Here is a 16,118-nt window from a genome sequence, read left to right as displayed (position 1 = left end):
AAGACATACTGATATTTTATATCTAATGCTGTTTTCATAATTTTGGTTCTAGAGTACTTTATTCGAAAAAATAACCTATGAGCTGCCACCATTAAACTTTATGACAGCAGCTCATAATAAAAAATTATATATCGGACAGTCTATGGATATCAAAATCCTATTTTTTCATCTGATCCAAAGCTAAATTTAACTCCAAAACATTAATCCGTTCTTGCCCTAAAAAGCCCAAAGTTGGTTTTAATGTCTGTTCTTGAATCAGTTTAATCACTTGTTGATCAGTTAAATGCCTTTGTAAGGCGACACGTTTCACTTGAATCATCGCAGCTTGAATACTAATTTCAGGATCTATACCACTGCCTGAGGCAGTCACCAAATCACTTGGAATTTGCTTAGGACTCACATGATCCTTGGCTTCAATATCTGCAATGCGTTGTGCAATGATTTTAGTCAATTCAGGATTGGTTCTTGCCATGTTACTTCCAGCCATCGCCATTGGATCATAATGAGCTACCGAAGGCCGAGCTTGAAAATATTGAGGATCCTGAAAAGTTTGAGCCACTAGACTTGAACCTAAAATTTTTCCATCTAACTCAATCATACTGCCACTGGCTTGGTCGGGAAATATCAATTGCCCTAGACCCGTAGCGACTGAACTATATAAAAAACCACATAATCCTAAACTTATGACGCTTAATCCAATCGAAGCACGGATGATTGAAGTATAGGAAGGTTGTACTAACTGTTCTGCATTTACTGTATTCATGTTCATCACCTTACAAGACTAAAACGTGATTAATAACAAGATCAATTGCTTTAATTGCAAAAAATGGCAATAACACTCCACCTACCCCATAAATCATCATGTTACGACGTAATAATTGTGTTGATGTTGAAGGTTTAAATTTTACTCCACGTAAAGCAATTGGAATGAGTAGTGGAATAATAATGGCATTGAAAATGAGTGCCGAAAGAATCGCAGTTTCAGGACTTCCCAATTGCATGACATTTAACACATGCATTTGTGGAATGGCGGCAACAAAAAGTGCAGGTAATATCGCAAAATATTTTGAAATATCATTCGCTAAAGAGAAAGTCGTTAATGCGCCACGAGTAATCAGTTGTTGTTTACCAATTTCAACCACAGCCAATAATTTGGTCGGATCTGAATCTAAATCCACCATATTGCCGGCTTCTTTGGCTGCTTGTGTACCTGAATTCATGGCCAAACCAATATCTGCCTGTGCAAGTGCAGGTGCATCATTGGTACCATCACCGACCATTGCTACCAGATGACCTTTATTTTGCTCATTACGAATACAATTTAGCTTATCTTCAGGTCTGGCTTCTGCAATATAATCATCAACACCCGCTTCGGCAGCAATGGCAGCAGCAGTGAGTGGATTGTCCCCTGTCACCATCACGGTTTTAATCCCCATTTCACGTAAACGAGCAAACTTTTCTTTAATCCCTGATTTAATGACATCTGAAAGTTCAATTACTCCCAATAGATTTTGTCCGCATGCAACGACAAGTGGTGTCGCACCTTTTGATGCAACTTGCTCGACATGCGTTTTAAGTTCGCTGTGGTGAGAAATTTCTTGTGATGTAAATTTTAAAATTGCATCTAATGCCCCTTTACGAATTTGTTGCCCATCTGCCAAATTTATCCCAGAAATACGTGTCGATGCATTAAAAGGAATGAATTCTGCCTGTTCTGGATCAATGATTTTTTCACCCAGTTCTTTAGCCAGAGCAACGACTGATTTTCCTTCAGGCGTAGGATCTGCCAGCGACGTTAAGACTGCTGCTTGACGCAGTTCAGATTCAGAAACCCCTGTAAGTGGATAAAATACGGTTGCTTGACGATCACCATAGGTAATTGTTCCAGTTTTATCGAGTAAAAGGACGTCAATATCCCCTGCAATTTCGACAGCTTTACCTGATTTGGCAATCACATTGGCTTTTAAGGCGCGGTTCATCCCTGCAATCCCAATCGCTGGTAATAACCCACCAATGGTAGTTGGAATAAGACATACCAATAAGGCAACTAAAAGAATGGGATTCATCGAAATATTTAGAAAATGACCAATAATTGGTAAACTACAGACCACAATAATAAAGGTCACAGTCATCACTGTCAGTAATATACCCAGCGCAATCTCATTGGGTGTTTTTTGACGATTTGAACCCTCAACTAAAGCAATCATTCGATCTAAAAAGCTATGCCCAGATTCTGCGGTCACCTGAACAATAATACGATCCGTTAAAACCTTCGTTCCAGCAATGACTCCAGAACGGTCTGTTCCCGCTTCACGAAGTACCGGTGCGGATTCCCCTGTTACTGCTGCTTCATTAATCGTTGCAAAGCCATGAATAATTTCCCCATCTGCTGGAATGAGCTCGCCCGCCCGTACCTCAATTAGATCATTGATATTTAAAAGTGTCGCAGCAACTTGAGCACCCTCTTTATCTTCCAAAGACATTAAACGACGGGCTGTTAAATTTTGGCGTGCTTGTCTGAGTGATGAAGCCTGACCTCGCCCTTTAGCCTCTGCAATGGCTTCTGCATAATTGGCAAACAATACGGTGATAAATAAAATTAAGGTCACCAGCGAACCGAAAACAAAGTTTGCTTTGCCAAATAAGGTACTGATTAAGGTGATAAGTGTCCCTAACCACACAATCGCCATAACTGGATTTTTAATTGCATGTTGTGGCAAAAGTTTAATAAAGGCATCTTTCCATGCTTCAGCTTGAAAAAGCGTTGAAATATTTTTTTGGGAATTTTTGGGATTATTCATGAATATTACTCCACCTGAACCAATAAGAGATGATCAGCGATTGGCCCTAATACCAAGACAGGCATAAACTGCAATAAGGTCAACATCACCACGATAGCAATGAGCGTTAAAGCAAAAGTTGGGGTTTCAACTTTTAAACTACCGTTGCTTTCAGGTGCTTGGCGTTTAGCCGCCAAACGAGTGGCAATAATCAGAGGAATAATCAGCGTTGGGAATCGTCCTAAAATGAGTGCAATACTACAGGTGACATTCCACCAAACGGTATTGTCTGCCAGACCTTCAAAACCTGAGCCATTATTGGCAAATGCAGATACATATTCATATAAAACTTGAGAAACCCCATGATATGCAGGGTTACTATTTCCCGTTAAACCAGGGAAAAACAATGTAATTGAGGTTAATCCTAAAATTACAATTGGCTGAATCAGAATCACGATAGCAAGTAACTTAATTTCTCCAGCTTCAATTTTTCGACCAAAAAGTTCAGGCGTACGTCCAGTCATTAATCCTGCAATAAACACAGCTAAGAATAAATAAATGATAAATTGTTGCAAACCACAACCAATACCACCCCAAATGGCATTAATCAGCATATTCGACAGTGCAATTAATCCTGTTAATGGTGCAGCAGAATCGTGCATCATATTGACTGAGCCATTATTGACTTGCGTGGTAAGTGCCAACCACAGTGCCGAAGATGCTTCACCAAAACGCATTTCTTTGCCTTCCATCACTGAAACTTGCGATGCGGTTTGCGAAAGACTTTCAGACCAAATTGCACTGGAAGCTGAAATAACTGACATTAAAAGCATTGAACCAAAAACAAAGGCTGCAAATTTTGGACGTTTCGTAAAAAAACCCAGCATAAAAATGACAGAAATAGGAATGAGTAAAATTCCCAGCATTTCCATAAAATTAGACAATGGTGTTGGATTTTCTAAAGGTACAGCACTATTCGGCCCATACCATCCACCACCATTACTACCCAATTGCTTAATAGCAACCATTGGTGCAACTGGGCCAAGTGGAATTTTCTGAGTTTTTAATTCGGTGGTTTGATCTATAACTTGGACTTCCGGCCCACCTTGGAACGTTGAAGGTACGCCTTGGCTATTTAAAAATAATGCCCAAATAAGACAGAGCGGTAATAAAAAGCGAAAGGTTGGACGAATCACATCTGCCCAATAATTTCCGACATTAATTATTTGAATTTTATTAGAAAGATTTTGTTCAGGTGTGTTCGACTCAATCGCTGACTGCGCATTGGATTGATCAAAGAATAAAACACGAATGGTCACCACTACCATGGCTAAACCCATCATTGGGGTAATAACTTGCAGACCGACAATACCAACCATTTGAGATAAGTAAGATAGTTGTGCTTGACCTGAATAATGCTGCTGATTGGTATTGGTCAAGAATGAAATCATGGTATGTAAAGCCAGATCCCACGACATATTGGGTGCATTATTGGGATTTAAAGGCAACCCAGCTTGCACCATAAATAGGCCCCAAACTATCAAACCAATGACCATGCAGCTGAATATAAAACTCAGTATGTAGGTTTTAACGTTCATCCCTTGTTTCGGATGTGTACCCAAAACTGCATAAATCGGTCTCTCAAGCCAATTAAATAGAGGATCAATTTTCATCTCACGGTTTTGCATAATTGTCGCAAGATATTTTCCAAGAGGAAAAGCCAAAAGAGTGACAATCAGTAAAAGACAGATTAGCTCTAACATGGCATTTCTCCTGTTGAAAAAATGCTCATGTTCAGCTGTATTATATTTTTAGATAGATTGTGCTGTAAGCATGAGAAGTGATGCTTTACTTGTTGATGAGCTATGAATTTAGCAACCATCGTTTTCATCCTAAACATCGGGGATATTCCACAACCTAGTATGAAAAATAACAGCGTAAACTCTCTATTTCAGGATATATATTTGCCGTAAAATTTACGTAAAATTTTCCTCAATATCACTAAAACCTAAGTATTTAAATCAAATATTTATATTTCAAAAATAACTCAACAACCTAAAGTATCTTTGTTACGCTTTAGGTTATAAGTCATTGAATAAAATTTAGAATTCAAACACTCATATTTTTAGAATAAGTGTATCTATAAAAATTTTATTTAATAAAAAGTTTTTTCAAAATTTGATAAAAAAAAGTATTTTGACTATAAGGAGGATATAAAAACTTCATTAAATTAATAAATGATTTTTTATAAACAGATTTCACTTTGGAAAAGGTTATAAAACCTTCATAACCATGATAATGCCCCATACCTGAACCGCCAATCCCACCAAATGGTAATGAATCGACACCCACATGTAGAACAGTTTCATTGATACACATTCCTCCGCTGTGTGTCTCATGTATGACTTTATTTTGATCATTGCTGTTATTACTAAATAAATATAATGCTAATGGCCGTGGTCTATTATTTATATAATCAATAGCTTGATTCAAATCATCAAATGTAATAATCGGTAAAATGGGGCCAAATATTTCATTTTGCATAATGAGCATAGAATCATCAACATTCTGTATTAAGGTTGGTTCTACATAAATTTTGGCTCCTTCAGGAAGGATTGAAGTAACCGTGGCACCTTTAGATTTTGCATCCTCAATATAATGCCGTAATCGATTATTTTGAATATGGTTGATGATTGCAGTGTAATCAGAATTATTCACTGTATTCGAATAAAATGCTTGAATCGTATTTGTATAATGCGTAACAAATTCAGTAACTTTATCTTTATGAATAAAAACGTAGTCTGGTGCAACACAAGTTTGCCCTGCATTAACCTGCTTACCATAAGCAATTTTTTCTGCTGCATCGTGAATGTTGCTGTTAGAACAGACAATCGCGGGAGATTTTCCACCCAACTCTAATGTGACTGGTGTTAAATTATTTGCAGCAGCAGCCATCACCTTCTTACCAATATTGGTCGACCCCGTATATAGCAAATGATCGAATGGTAACTGCGTAAATTCACTAGCAATGAGTGCATCACCTAGAATCACACTAATCTGATTTTTATCAAAATATTGTGAAATTAAGGACTTCAGCAATAACGAAAAATGAGGTGTAAATTCACTCATCTTAATCATTACTTTATTACCTGCAGCCAATGCTTGTATGAGCGGGCCCATTGCTAAAAAGAGAGGATAGTTCCATGGAACAATCACTCCCACTACACCAAGTGGCTGATAGTAAATTGATGCTGAACCTGGTTGAAATAGCAAATGCACATGTCTTTTTTGCGGTGCCATCCATTTTTTCAGATGTTTAAGCGTATAGTTGATCGTTAATACAGAGGGTAAAATTTCGAAAGTAATGGTTTCTTGTCGTGCTCTACTTTTAAAATCTTGGTTAATCGCATCAATTATTAAATCCTGATTATCGATAATCATTTTTTTGAGCGTATTTAGACTTTCTTTCCTTGATTTTAGTACAGGATATTTATCTTTTTCAAAACTTAATTTCTGCTCTCGAAATATCTCTTTAAACAATCCGATTTCTGCATTTTGTTCATAATTTAAATTGGTACTATCCATGACTCAATTCCTAAAATTTATGGTAAATTATTTAAAATATAAAACTAATTCTTTTGATTAAACCAATCGACAATCATATCTAAAAATAATTTAGTACTGGTCGAATACATTCGAATAGGATCATATAAAGCATGTGCATGCCAATACAGATTTTCATTGGTATAATTTAAACAGACTAAATCTTTACTGCTCTTGTAGCGATCAAATAGATGCTGGGGTGCTGCAGTGATTGCATCTGTATGACGAACTGTATGTAATAATAAATTATAATCATTTGATGTTAAACAGGTTCGAATATTAATATTGGCCTCAAATAAATTTGTTTTAAAATCCACCATATTTTCAATGAAAATTTTGGGTAAAGCTAATGGATATTTTAAAATTGAATTAATCGAAATATTATCTTCCAATAGAATTGGGTGAGAAGAATTTGCAATAAAAAAAATATTTTCTTTATGTAAAGATAAAGTCTTAAAATTATTTTCTACATTAATATATTCAGTACTGAGAAATCCAATATCAAAGGAGCCATTTTTTACTTTGTCGACAATTTTTCGCGGATGATCAACATGAATATTGACTTCAATGTTGGGATACAGTGAGCTAAATTTTGTAATTATTTCTTGGATCACAGTATGAATAATGACTGGGCCACAACCGATATGTAACTCTCCGTTTTGGCCACTAGCAAGTAACTGAATTTCTTTATGTAATACATTAAAATCAGAAAGTAGCTTTTTTCCTTTTCTAATAATATGTGCAGTATATAAAGTTGGTTTCACTCCTTTGGTCGTACGTTCAAAGAGCGGAATTCCCAATTGATGTTCAAGTTTTTTAATACTATTTGTTAACGATGGTTGCGTCATGTGCAATACATTCGCGGCTTTATTAATTGAGCCAATTTCTGCTAACACGATGATTTGTTTAAGGTGATTTGGCTTTAACATATTTTCTCAACAAATCGTAAATTGATACAGCATATTTAAAGAGAACTTATATTAAAAATAATATATTTTCAAGAACGTTAAAATAATTTAACTCGGGTATTTCTAAAAACTATAACTTTAATATTTTAATTGAATTACCAATTTACTTTTTTATTATCTATGATTCATTTTCTTGATTTATTTTTAATCAAAGAAGAATGCCTTACTTAAGCACTCTTATTTAAATGTGTTCCTAATTTGAAAAATGATATGGATGTTAGAATGAGAAATGTTTTACTTGCTTCAAGTATGTCTAGCCTGATGCTTTTATCCTCGGGTATGAGCTATGCAGCAAATGATGCTAGTCAGAAAAACTTAAAAAATAGTTCTGCTTCAATAGATGCTTCGGGGATTCCTGGGCCAAGAACATGTTTCTGGTCTCGTGGGCCACATAGTGCTGATCCTTATTTGAATATGGCTTATCCAGATGCAAATGTTTATTATTGGGCTGCGACATTTACAGTCCCTAAAGGCGCTAAACTGGAAATACAAGGACAATATCCACATTCACGCTATATGTCTTTAATTAGTTATGATAATGCAGGAAAACCCATTGAATCCGCAGCGGATTATTTAATCAAACCAAATCAGGGTTCAGTTAATCCATTTGTAACGGGTAATAAACGTGATAGTCATAAACGCGATTATTCAGTTGAGATTGTCAGCAGTGCCCCAGAAGTTCAACGTCTCGTTGGGCAATTAGGTCAAGCACAAAGTGTTGATAAATTACATGTTCCACAATATGGTACTGGGCAACAGACTGTGCTTTATCGAATTTATCTCCCCGATAAAAACAAAGATATTACTGGCGGTGTTAATTTACCTACACCAAAATTAACACTGGCTGATGGGACAGTAGTCAGTGGTGATTCAGCCTGTGGAAAGCTGAATACCAAGCAACCGCTACAACTGACTGCTGCCGCCGCAAGTATTCCACCCTATCAATATCGTCAATTGGCTCAACAAGCCGATAAACCGGATACATGGCCTGCTAAAAATCCTGCAGAATGGTATATCCAGCTTGATCGTGAAAGTTTAATTGGTATTTATACAGGTAAATTTAATGAAAATGCACGACGTTCAGAAGGTGGCTTTTATCCGAACTTAGACAACCAATACATTCGAACAATTGCCAATAGAAAATATGGAAAATTATTTGTGATGCGCGGTAAAGCACCAACCGTTGCAAAGACATTTAACAGCGATGCTGTGATGTCACAAGGTCAATTAAGATATTGGTCTATTTGCTCGAATCAAAGTTTTGCTAATACTCGAGTCAATGACTGCTTATTTGATGAAGAAATTCCATTAGATGACAAGGGTTATTATACCGTTGTAGTTAGTCGTGCCGAGGATCGTCCTCGAAATGCAAAACCAGAATGTGGTATCGGTTGGTTACCAATGGCAGATGATGGTGATGGGGTATTCGATGACGATGTTTCAGTGATACAAATTCGTCACATGCTCTCTTCTCCAGACTTTAAAAATACCTTTACCAATATTGAAACTCAAAAGGATTTAGTTGGAGTAATGGGTGAATATATGCCTAAAACAAATTACCTAATGCCAAATCAATTAGAGACGTTCTTACCTTGTAATAATTCGTAATTATCCCAAAACAGCATCAAAAAATCAGGGCAATTTAAATGTAATTAGATTGCCCTGATTTATATAAAAACTTAATCATCGTATTCAAATGGAATTTGAAATCACATGAATAAATTAATTCTAACAACGAGCACTATTTTATTTATTCCCAACATGGCATTTGCTTCTGGACTAGACCGATCGGGGCAATCAGTCACAGAGTTATGGAAAAATGGTACTTATGCTGAAGTTTCGTACAACTACATTGAACCAGATGTACAAGGTACAGATACGGGCTTAAGTACCGCACGAATTGCCAATGAAACTAGAAATATTGTGGAAAATAGTTCTGGCCTAAGATGGGCTGTCAAATCGGACATTAATGAGCAATTTAGTTTAGGAGTTATTTTTGATCAACCATTTGGTAGTAATGTACAGCACTATGGCGAAAGCGATTTTATTTCAACTTTAGCCAATGGTACAACCGAAGGAACAAAAGCAGAATTTGAAAGTAACAATTTTACTGGTTTATTAGGTTGGAATGTTAATTCTAAAGTAATGTTGTTTGGAGGCCCTGCGCTGCAAGAAATAGAAGGCGAAGTTAAGCTCAGAGGTCAAATTTATAAAGCCAGCGCCAATTATCAAGCAACATTAAAATCCGATAAAGCTGTGGGCTGGGTGACAGGCATTGTATTTAAAAAACCAGAAATTGGCTTAAAAGCGGGATTAACTTATCGATCTGAAATTAATCATGACACACAAACAACGGAATCATTTACGGCAATCAGTGATGAGAAGTTAATTCATTCTGTCACATTTACAACGCCAGAGTCAGTCAATTTTGATTTACAAACAGGTTTAAATAAATCAACATTACTTAACTTTAATGTACGATGGGTCCCTTGGAGTGACTTTGCATTTAAGCCTTATCACCTTTATCAAAAAACAGCTACAAATAGCCCGACTAAACAAGGTGTACCACTTTTAACCTATGAAAATGATCAATGGTCTGCCCAATTAGGTTTATCCCATAAATTGAATTCTAAATGGGCGGTTTCTACATCTTTAAATTGGGATTCTGGTCTTGGCAGTCCTGCTAATGCATTGGGTCCAATTGATGGTTATTGGGGAACAGGCATAGGTGTTCAATATAATCTGAGCAATACTTTATCCATAGCTGTAGGCGGGAAATATTTATGGCTGGGTGACGCCAAAGCTAAACGTCAAAATGGCGATGTCATTGGTGAATTCTCCGATAATAATAATGTCGGTTTTGGCGTTAAATTGTCGTATCAACATAAATAATCATCCTGTTTTGAGATAATTTAAGCGATAAAAAATTTAATGGGATACATTCCAGCTTAAAAAGCTTTTCAAGTTATCAGAAAGTTAGTTTTTAATTTTATCAAAAGCTAACTTTCTTATTTTTCTTATACTAAAATAGTAGCGATCAACATTTAACCCACTTTCAATTGATTTGATTAGAACTTTTATTAAAAATATATTTATAAAAAATATTTTCCCATAAAGCGTTATAATATTTCGTTCTCAATATTGGGGAAAATTGAATGAGTCAGAATATCGAAATAGAAGCAATGCGTAATGCTGCAGATACAGTGGTCACGGCATTAAAATCTTTAGCCAATACAGATCGCTTACTTATTTTATGCCATTTGGTTCAGGAAGAATTAAATGTTTCCCAAATTGAAGAAAAAACTCAAATTATGCAACCCACACTTTCACAGCAATTGATGATGCTCAGAAAAAATGATGTTGTCAAAACCCGCCGTGATGGAAAGCAAATTTATTATTCAGTTAAAGATGAAAAACTGGTTTTAATTTTAAATCAACTCTATCAGTTGTATTGTCCAATTGAACTGAACTCATGATTCTTTAACGGACGATCATTGAAATTTATTCTAAAGTGAACCCTGTCTTTTTTAGCTTTTTTTCTGCATAATATATACATAAATGTGATAAAGATTTATGTATGGCCAATGCAAAGTTAAAAGTTCTAACCTTTCTACCAGCTTGGCAATGGTTAAAAGACTATAATTCGCCTACATTTAAAGCCGATTTATTATCGGCACTTATTGTCATCGCCATGCTTGTTCCTCAGGGTATGGCCTATGCCATCGTTGCGGGCTTACCCCCTGTTACTGGATTATATGCAAGTATTCTCCCCATGATTATTTATGCAATCATTGGTGGGAGTTCTACACTGTCTATTGGTCCAGTTGCATTAATTTCGATGATGACCTTTGCGACACTGAACCCATTGTTCGAAGTTGGTTCACCTGTATATATTCAAGCAGCATGTTTACTCGCATTAATGGTCGGAATCATTTCATTTTTACTTGGAATATTTAAATTTGGCTTTTTAATTCGCTTAATTAGTCATCCAGTAATTAAGAGTTTCATTATTGCCTCAGCTGTTCTTATTGCATTTAGTCAGGTCAAATTATTATTTGATGTCCCCTTAAAAGCAGACAATATCTCTAGTTTTATCTTAAGTATGTGGCAATACTTCCCCTATATTCATATTGCCACTTTGATATTTGGCATGGGCTCTATTTTATTTCTTGTTTTAGTCCCTAAACTTTTAAATTCAGCTTTTATTTCAAAGCAATTACCAAGCTCTATACGTTCAAATTTAATAAAAGCTTTGCCCTTAATTTTGGTCTTTGCCTCTATTTTATTGGTACATTTTGCCCATTTAGATCACTTGGGAATTAAAACTGTAGGTGAAATCCCCTCAGAATTTCCCCCTATCGCTATGCCATATTGGTCATGGGATTTAATTGTTAAACTCTTTCCAGGTGCTATGATGATTGCAATGGTCAGCTTTGTGGAATCTATTTCAATTGCACAAGCCACTGCATTTCAAAAAAGAAAAAAAATAAATAGTAACCAAGAGCTTATAGCACTCGGTTTGGCAAACTTAGGGGCTGGTATTTCGTCTTCTTTTCCTGTCACAGGCAGTTTATCGCGTACAGTGGTTAATGCAGATGCTGGTGCAAAAACACCCATGGCTGGTGTTATCTCTTCAATTTTCATTATTATTGTTAGTCTATATTTTACTGGATTATTTCGAGAATTGCCGCTTGCAATTTTAGCTGCAACGATCATGGTTTCTATCTGGAAGTTAGTTGATTTTAAACCCTTTATAGAGACATGGCACTATTCAAAAGCCGATGGTATTGCCATGTGGGTGACATTTTTTGGGGTACTCTGCTTTGATATATCTACAGGATTAATTATTGGTATTATTTCAACATTTATGCTTTTATTGTGGCGAATCAGTCGCCCACATATCGCCGTGATTGGTTTAATACAAGATACTCAACATTTTCGAAATGTCAGTCGTCATAACGTCATAACTAACCCACAAATTGTTTCGATACGTATTGATGAAAGTCTGACCTTTTTAAATGCTAATACCTTAAAAGAATTTATTATTGCTGAAGTCAGTCAGAATAATTTGTTGAAGCATGTCATTATTAATTGTTCAAGTATCAGTTCAATAGATTTAAGCGCACTTGAAACCTTAGAAGAAATTAATGAAGAATTATTAAAATTAGATATTCAATTACACTTTTCAGAAGTAAAAGGTCCTGTGATGGATAAGCTACAACACTCTAAGTTATTACAGCATCTCAGAGGTAAGATTTTTCTTTCACATTTTCAAGCAGTTCAGGAACTGGAAGCAGATCTTTCCTATTCTCAAACATCATATACGATATAAATACTGAGTTATTTTTGAATTTTTCCAAATTTATTTAAAAAAAACTCCTTATTTTTTAATATGATATTTTTTATAAATATTTTATTTTTCGCTGCAACCATTTCGGTATAAAATAGCCGGCTTGTTTTCAATATTTTAAGCGCGAAAAGCTCTTGATAAGGCGCAGTTATGTTCTCAGCCCTTGCCCGGTTAAGTCTGGTTACCCGTATACTTATTGCCATTATTTTAGGCGGTTTAGTTGCAATTTTATTCCCAAATGTTGCTCCCTATGTGAGTATTTTGGGTGATATATTCATTAAAGCCTTAAAATCAGTTGCTCCGATTTTAGTTTTTGTTTTAGTGCTTGCCTCAATTACTAATTTTAAAGTCGGTGATGGTGCAAGTAATTTGAAACCAATTTTAATGATGTATGCGGTTGGTATGTTATTAGCAGCATTCAGTGCTGTTATCGCCAGTACAGCTTTTCCGAGTACCTTGTTTTTATCCATTAGTCCCGAATCACAATTACAACCCCCCGGCAGTATTGCTGAAGTTTTAAAAAATTTATTACTTAGTTTTATTACCAATCCAGTTAGTGCCCTTAATGAAGCAAACTTTATTGGTATTTTGGCTTGGGCTGTTGGGCTTGGTGTTTCCTTACGTCATAGTTCAGATACTACAAAGCGGGTTATTACGGATATTTCCGAAGCTGTAAACTCAATGATTCGAATGGTCATTAGTTTTGCTCCAGTTGGTATTTTTGGATTAGTGGTCACAACATTTGCTCAAGCAGGCTTAGAGACCTTAGCAAATTATGCCCATTTAGTTGCAGTATTAGTCACCACTATGGTTTTTGTTGCTTTGGTTATTAATCCTATATTGGTTGCGATTGTGATGCGAAACAATCCTTACCCATTAGTGTTTAAATGTCTAAAAGAAAGCGGCATTACTGCATTTTTTACCCGAAGTTCAGCGGCTAATATTCCTGTAAATTTAGACTTAGCAAAACGCTTAGGTGTAACTGAATCAACAGCAAATGTCTCTATTCCACTGGGTGCTACCATTAATATGGCTGGTGCAGCAGTCACTATTACAGTACTCACTTTAGCTGCTGTGAATACCTTAAATATTCATGTTGATTTTGTCACCATGATTATTCTATCGGTGGTTTCAGTCATTACTGCATGTGGAGCATCGGGTGTTGCTGGTGGTTCATTGCTACTAATTCCTATCGCTTGTGGTTTATTTGGCATTCCAACTGAAGTTTCAATGCAAATTGTTGCGATTGGCATGGTCATTAGTGTATTACAAGATTCAACCGAAACAGCGCTAAACTCATCTACAGATATTTTATTTACCGCAGCTGTAGATTTAAGTAAAAAGTAATATACTGATTCGTATATTATTTATGCTTTGATGTAGCTATGCCTTTACAGCATTTACCCATTTGGATTCAACTCGGTGCTTTCATGCTCGCAATTAATGCGGGCATGGTTAATGTTCTTGGCTTGATTACAACCTTACATCAAACCATTTCACATATGACTGGTAATGCTAGCTTATTAGCGCAAGCTCTTGCATTGCAGCACTTTGATGTAGTTATTTTCCTAGTTTTAGTTATTTTAAGTTTTGTACTCGGCTCAAGTTATAGTGGTTATATTTTAGGAAGTAGTCATTTTGAATTTGGACGTCGTTATGGTATTCCTCTCAGTCTAGTCACTTTATTTATTCTTCTTTGTTGGATCTTTATCCCCTACCATCCTCACTATGCTTTACTTTGGGCAAGTGCAGCAATGGGAGTTCAAAATGCGATGGTCAGCCATTATCAAGGTGCAATTATTCGTACCACGCATGTCTCAGGTGTTTTAACTGACTTAGGTCTCGCCATAGGGCATTTATTAAAAGGCTTGCCTGTTGAAAAACGACGGATAATGTTGCATGTACTCATTCTCACCGGATTTATTCTAGGTGGTATTATTGCAACACTGGTCTACCCTTATTTACAATTAAATGCCTTCCTTTTACCCGCAATACTTAGTTTCACTTTATGCGTGGTATATTGGTGGATATATTTTCAAAATTCTTGTGCTCAAAAGTGATGGTTGGTAGTTAAAATGGTGAAAAATGCGTTACAAGCTCAGTTATTAAAAGCGGGCTTAGTCGATAATAAAAAGGCAAAAAAATTGTCTAAACAAGTGCAACATGAGCAACGCACAGGTCAGAGTATTGAAGCAGAACTCAAAGCCAAAATTGAACAAGATAAGCAAGAAAAAATTGCGAAAGACCAATCCTTAAATATGGAAAAACAGCGCCAACTTGAGGAAAAGGCACTGAAAGCTTCTATCATTCAAATGATTAGTCAACATCAGATTAAAGACACGGATGGAGAGATAGCTTATCAGTTTATTGATGATGCTAAAATTAAAAAAGTCTATATTAATCAGCAAATTTATAATGCCCTTGTTTCAGGAAGTTTAATCATTGCTAAAGACCATGATCGTTATGCATTTTTACCGAAAGAACTGGCAGAACGCATTAATGACAAAATGCCAGGTTTCTTGATTATGAATAACTCAGAGAAGAATGACGAAATTACTGAAGAAGTAGATCCGTATGCAGCTTACGTTATTCCAGATGATTTAATGTGGTAAGTTTATAATTCGCAGGTGCTAGTAATTTAAGCACAATGAAATACATAGAAAATTAAAAACCAGCATTAATTTGCTGGTTTTTTTAATATGAAAAAAGTTAATTCTTTTGAGTATGGGACAACAGCCATACGATTGCTGTATCAAATAGCTTTAATCCATCCTGATTTAAATTGGTAAAAGTATCATTATTTAAAAAAAACATCATTCTTTTTGCAGGTGCAACAGTTTCATAATCCATTGTAGCTCCCTTTTCATAAGCCCAAATGGCAGGTTTTTCTGGTTGACCATAAATGGTTGCGATGATCGTCGCACCTAAGCCCGGGTTTCCCCAACTCATTGGTGCCTGAGCTTGATAGACATTTAATGTTCCTGCGGTTAAATTAGCCGATAAAAGATGTGGTGCATTCACCATCCATAAATGTCGATCTTTTTCAACTTCACCAAAGTCTGTATTTGAACGTTTTCCTGTCATTGCCAAATCATCTAGATAATCATTTTCCCAAGTCAGCAACGGAATTGCTAACTGTCGCCATCCTTGTTTCAAATTTTTTGAAGCAACCGTTGAAGAAATAATAACTAAATCGATATTCTTAATTTGATTAGGTGATTGAGTTTGATCCACCACTTGAACATCATAGCCCAAATTTTGTAGATGTTTCTGAATCGAAAAATCAGTAACTGATGATGGACTTTGAATTTGAGAAACAAGCATAATATTAGCTGACTTTGCAAAAATAGAAGTTGCAGTCAGCATACAAATGCTCATCGTGATTAATTTTAAAAATAGCTTTATCAACATCGATAC

General features: G+C 35.8%; 13 protein-coding genes. 7 read left to right on the top strand and 6 right to left on the bottom strand.

The features are described from left to right. Positions 1-157 precede the first annotated feature (157 nt). The 5 genes from kdpC to B9T27_RS13170 form a co-directional block, all read right to left on the bottom strand. The gene (gene kdpC, locus B9T27_RS13190; RefSeq protein ID WP_086207275.1) at positions 158-763 is read right to left on the bottom strand and encodes a potassium-transporting ATPase subunit KdpC; all 606 of its coding nucleotides are present in this window, start codon (positions 761-763) and stop codon (positions 158-160) included. 10 nt (positions 764-773) lie between these two features. After that, a complete protein-coding gene (kdpB, locus tag B9T27_RS13185) occupies positions 774-2,801 on the bottom strand; it encodes a potassium-transporting ATPase subunit KdpB (protein ID WP_086207274.1) in 2,028 nt (675 codons plus the stop codon). Positions 2,802-2,806: 5 nt separating this feature from the next. Continuing rightward, positions 2,807-4,543: a potassium-transporting ATPase subunit KdpA gene (kdpA, locus tag B9T27_RS13180; RefSeq protein ID WP_086207273.1), complete on the bottom strand. Its 1,737-nt coding sequence runs from the start codon at positions 4,541-4,543 to the stop codon at positions 2,807-2,809. A 388-nt stretch (positions 4,544-4,931) separates the two neighbouring features. Continuing rightward, positions 4,932-6,365, bottom strand: a complete 1,434-nt coding sequence (locus B9T27_RS13175; RefSeq protein WP_086207272.1) for a coniferyl aldehyde dehydrogenase — start codon at positions 6,363-6,365, stop codon at positions 4,932-4,934. A gap of 44 nt (positions 6,366-6,409) precedes the next feature. Next, a complete protein-coding gene (locus B9T27_RS13170) occupies positions 6,410-7,312 on the bottom strand; it encodes a LysR family transcriptional regulator (protein ID WP_086207271.1) in 903 nt (300 codons plus the stop codon). A 261-nt stretch (positions 7,313-7,573) separates the two neighbouring features. Here B9T27_RS13170 and B9T27_RS13165 point away from each other — a divergent pair, with 261 nt between their 5' ends. The 7 genes from B9T27_RS13165 to B9T27_RS13135 all read left to right on the top strand — a co-directional run bounded on the left by B9T27_RS13165 (position 7,574) and on the right by B9T27_RS13135 (position 15,313). Next, positions 7,574-8,959, top strand: coding sequence for a hypothetical protein (locus B9T27_RS13165; protein WP_086207270.1), 1,386 nt, complete (start codon positions 7,574-7,576; stop codon positions 8,957-8,959). A gap of 105 nt (positions 8,960-9,064) precedes the next feature. Continuing rightward, positions 9,065-10,243: an OmpP1/FadL family transporter gene (locus tag B9T27_RS13160; protein WP_086207269.1), complete on the top strand. Its 1,179-nt coding sequence runs from the start codon at positions 9,065-9,067 to the stop codon at positions 10,241-10,243. 263 nt (positions 10,244-10,506) lie between these two features. Continuing rightward, positions 10,507-10,827, top strand: coding sequence for an ArsR/SmtB family transcription factor (locus tag B9T27_RS13155; protein WP_086207268.1), 321 nt, complete (start codon positions 10,507-10,509; stop codon positions 10,825-10,827). Positions 10,828-10,928: 101 nt separating this feature from the next. Beyond that, a complete protein-coding gene (locus B9T27_RS13150; RefSeq protein ID WP_086207267.1) occupies positions 10,929-12,683 on the top strand; it encodes a SulP family inorganic anion transporter in 1,755 nt (584 codons plus the stop codon). A 168-nt stretch (positions 12,684-12,851) separates the two neighbouring features. After that, positions 12,852-14,048 carry a serine/threonine transporter SstT gene (sstT, locus tag B9T27_RS13145; RefSeq protein WP_086207266.1) on the top strand — a complete coding sequence of 399 codons (1,197 nt, stop codon included), beginning with the start codon at positions 12,852-12,854 and terminating at the stop codon, positions 14,046-14,048. Between the two features lie 38 nt (positions 14,049-14,086). Then, positions 14,087-14,761, top strand: a complete 675-nt coding sequence (locus B9T27_RS13140; protein WP_086207265.1) for a YoaK family protein — start codon at positions 14,087-14,089, stop codon at positions 14,759-14,761. Between the two features lie 15 nt (positions 14,762-14,776). Then, on the top strand, positions 14,777-15,313 hold the full coding sequence (locus B9T27_RS13135) for a DUF2058 domain-containing protein (RefSeq protein ID WP_086207264.1): 537 nt from the start codon (positions 14,777-14,779) through the stop codon (positions 15,311-15,313). A gap of 97 nt (positions 15,314-15,410) precedes the next feature. Here B9T27_RS13135 and B9T27_RS13130 read toward each other — a convergent pair whose 3' ends face one another. Then, positions 15,411-16,067: a hypothetical protein gene (locus B9T27_RS13130; RefSeq protein WP_228146218.1), complete on the bottom strand. Its 657-nt coding sequence runs from the start codon at positions 16,065-16,067 to the stop codon at positions 15,411-15,413. Positions 16,068-16,118 lie beyond the last annotated feature (51 nt).

This window comes from Acinetobacter sp. ANC 4648, assembly GCF_002135345.1.
GTDB lineage: Bacteria > Pseudomonadota > Gammaproteobacteria > Pseudomonadales > Moraxellaceae > Acinetobacter.
This window is presented reverse-complemented; position numbering and strand designations above follow the sequence as displayed.

What these genes read in the sequence shown, in the direction of transcription:
- B9T27_RS13165 (WP_086207270.1), top strand. Translation starts at nt 7,574, where the DNA reads ATGAGAAATGTTTTACTTGCTTCAAGTATGTCTAGCCTGATGCTTTTA.
- sstT (WP_086207266.1), top strand. Translation starts at nt 12,852, where the DNA reads ATGTTCTCAGCCCTTGCCCGGTTAAGTCTGGTTACCCGTATACTTATT.
- B9T27_RS13135 (WP_086207264.1), top strand. Translation starts at nt 14,777, where the DNA reads ATGGTGAAAAATGCGTTACAAGCTCAGTTATTAAAAGCGGGCTTAGTC.
- kdpB (WP_086207274.1), bottom strand. Translation starts at nt 2,801, where the DNA reads ATGAATAATCCCAAAAATTCCCAAAAAAATATTTCAACGCTTTTTCAA.
- B9T27_RS13150 (WP_086207267.1), top strand. Translation starts at nt 10,929, where the DNA reads ATGGCCAATGCAAAGTTAAAAGTTCTAACCTTTCTACCAGCTTGGCAA.
- B9T27_RS13175 (WP_086207272.1), bottom strand. Translation starts at nt 6,365, where the DNA reads ATGGATAGTACCAATTTAAATTATGAACAAAATGCAGAAATCGGATTG.
- B9T27_RS13160 (WP_086207269.1), top strand. Translation starts at nt 9,065, where the DNA reads ATGAATAAATTAATTCTAACAACGAGCACTATTTTATTTATTCCCAAC.
- B9T27_RS13140 (WP_086207265.1), top strand. Translation starts at nt 14,087, where the DNA reads ATGCCTTTACAGCATTTACCCATTTGGATTCAACTCGGTGCTTTCATG.
- kdpC (WP_086207275.1), bottom strand. Translation starts at nt 763, where the DNA reads ATGAATACAGTAAATGCAGAACAGTTAGTACAACCTTCCTATACTTCA.
- kdpA (WP_086207273.1), bottom strand. Translation starts at nt 4,543, where the DNA reads ATGTTAGAGCTAATCTGTCTTTTACTGATTGTCACTCTTTTGGCTTTT.
- B9T27_RS13130 (WP_228146218.1), bottom strand. Translation starts at nt 16,067, where the DNA reads ATGCTGACTGCAACTTCTATTTTTGCAAAGTCAGCTAATATTATGCTT.
- B9T27_RS13155 (WP_086207268.1), top strand. Translation starts at nt 10,507, where the DNA reads ATGAGTCAGAATATCGAAATAGAAGCAATGCGTAATGCTGCAGATACA.
- B9T27_RS13170 (WP_086207271.1), bottom strand. Translation starts at nt 7,312, where the DNA reads ATGTTAAAGCCAAATCACCTTAAACAAATCATCGTGTTAGCAGAAATT.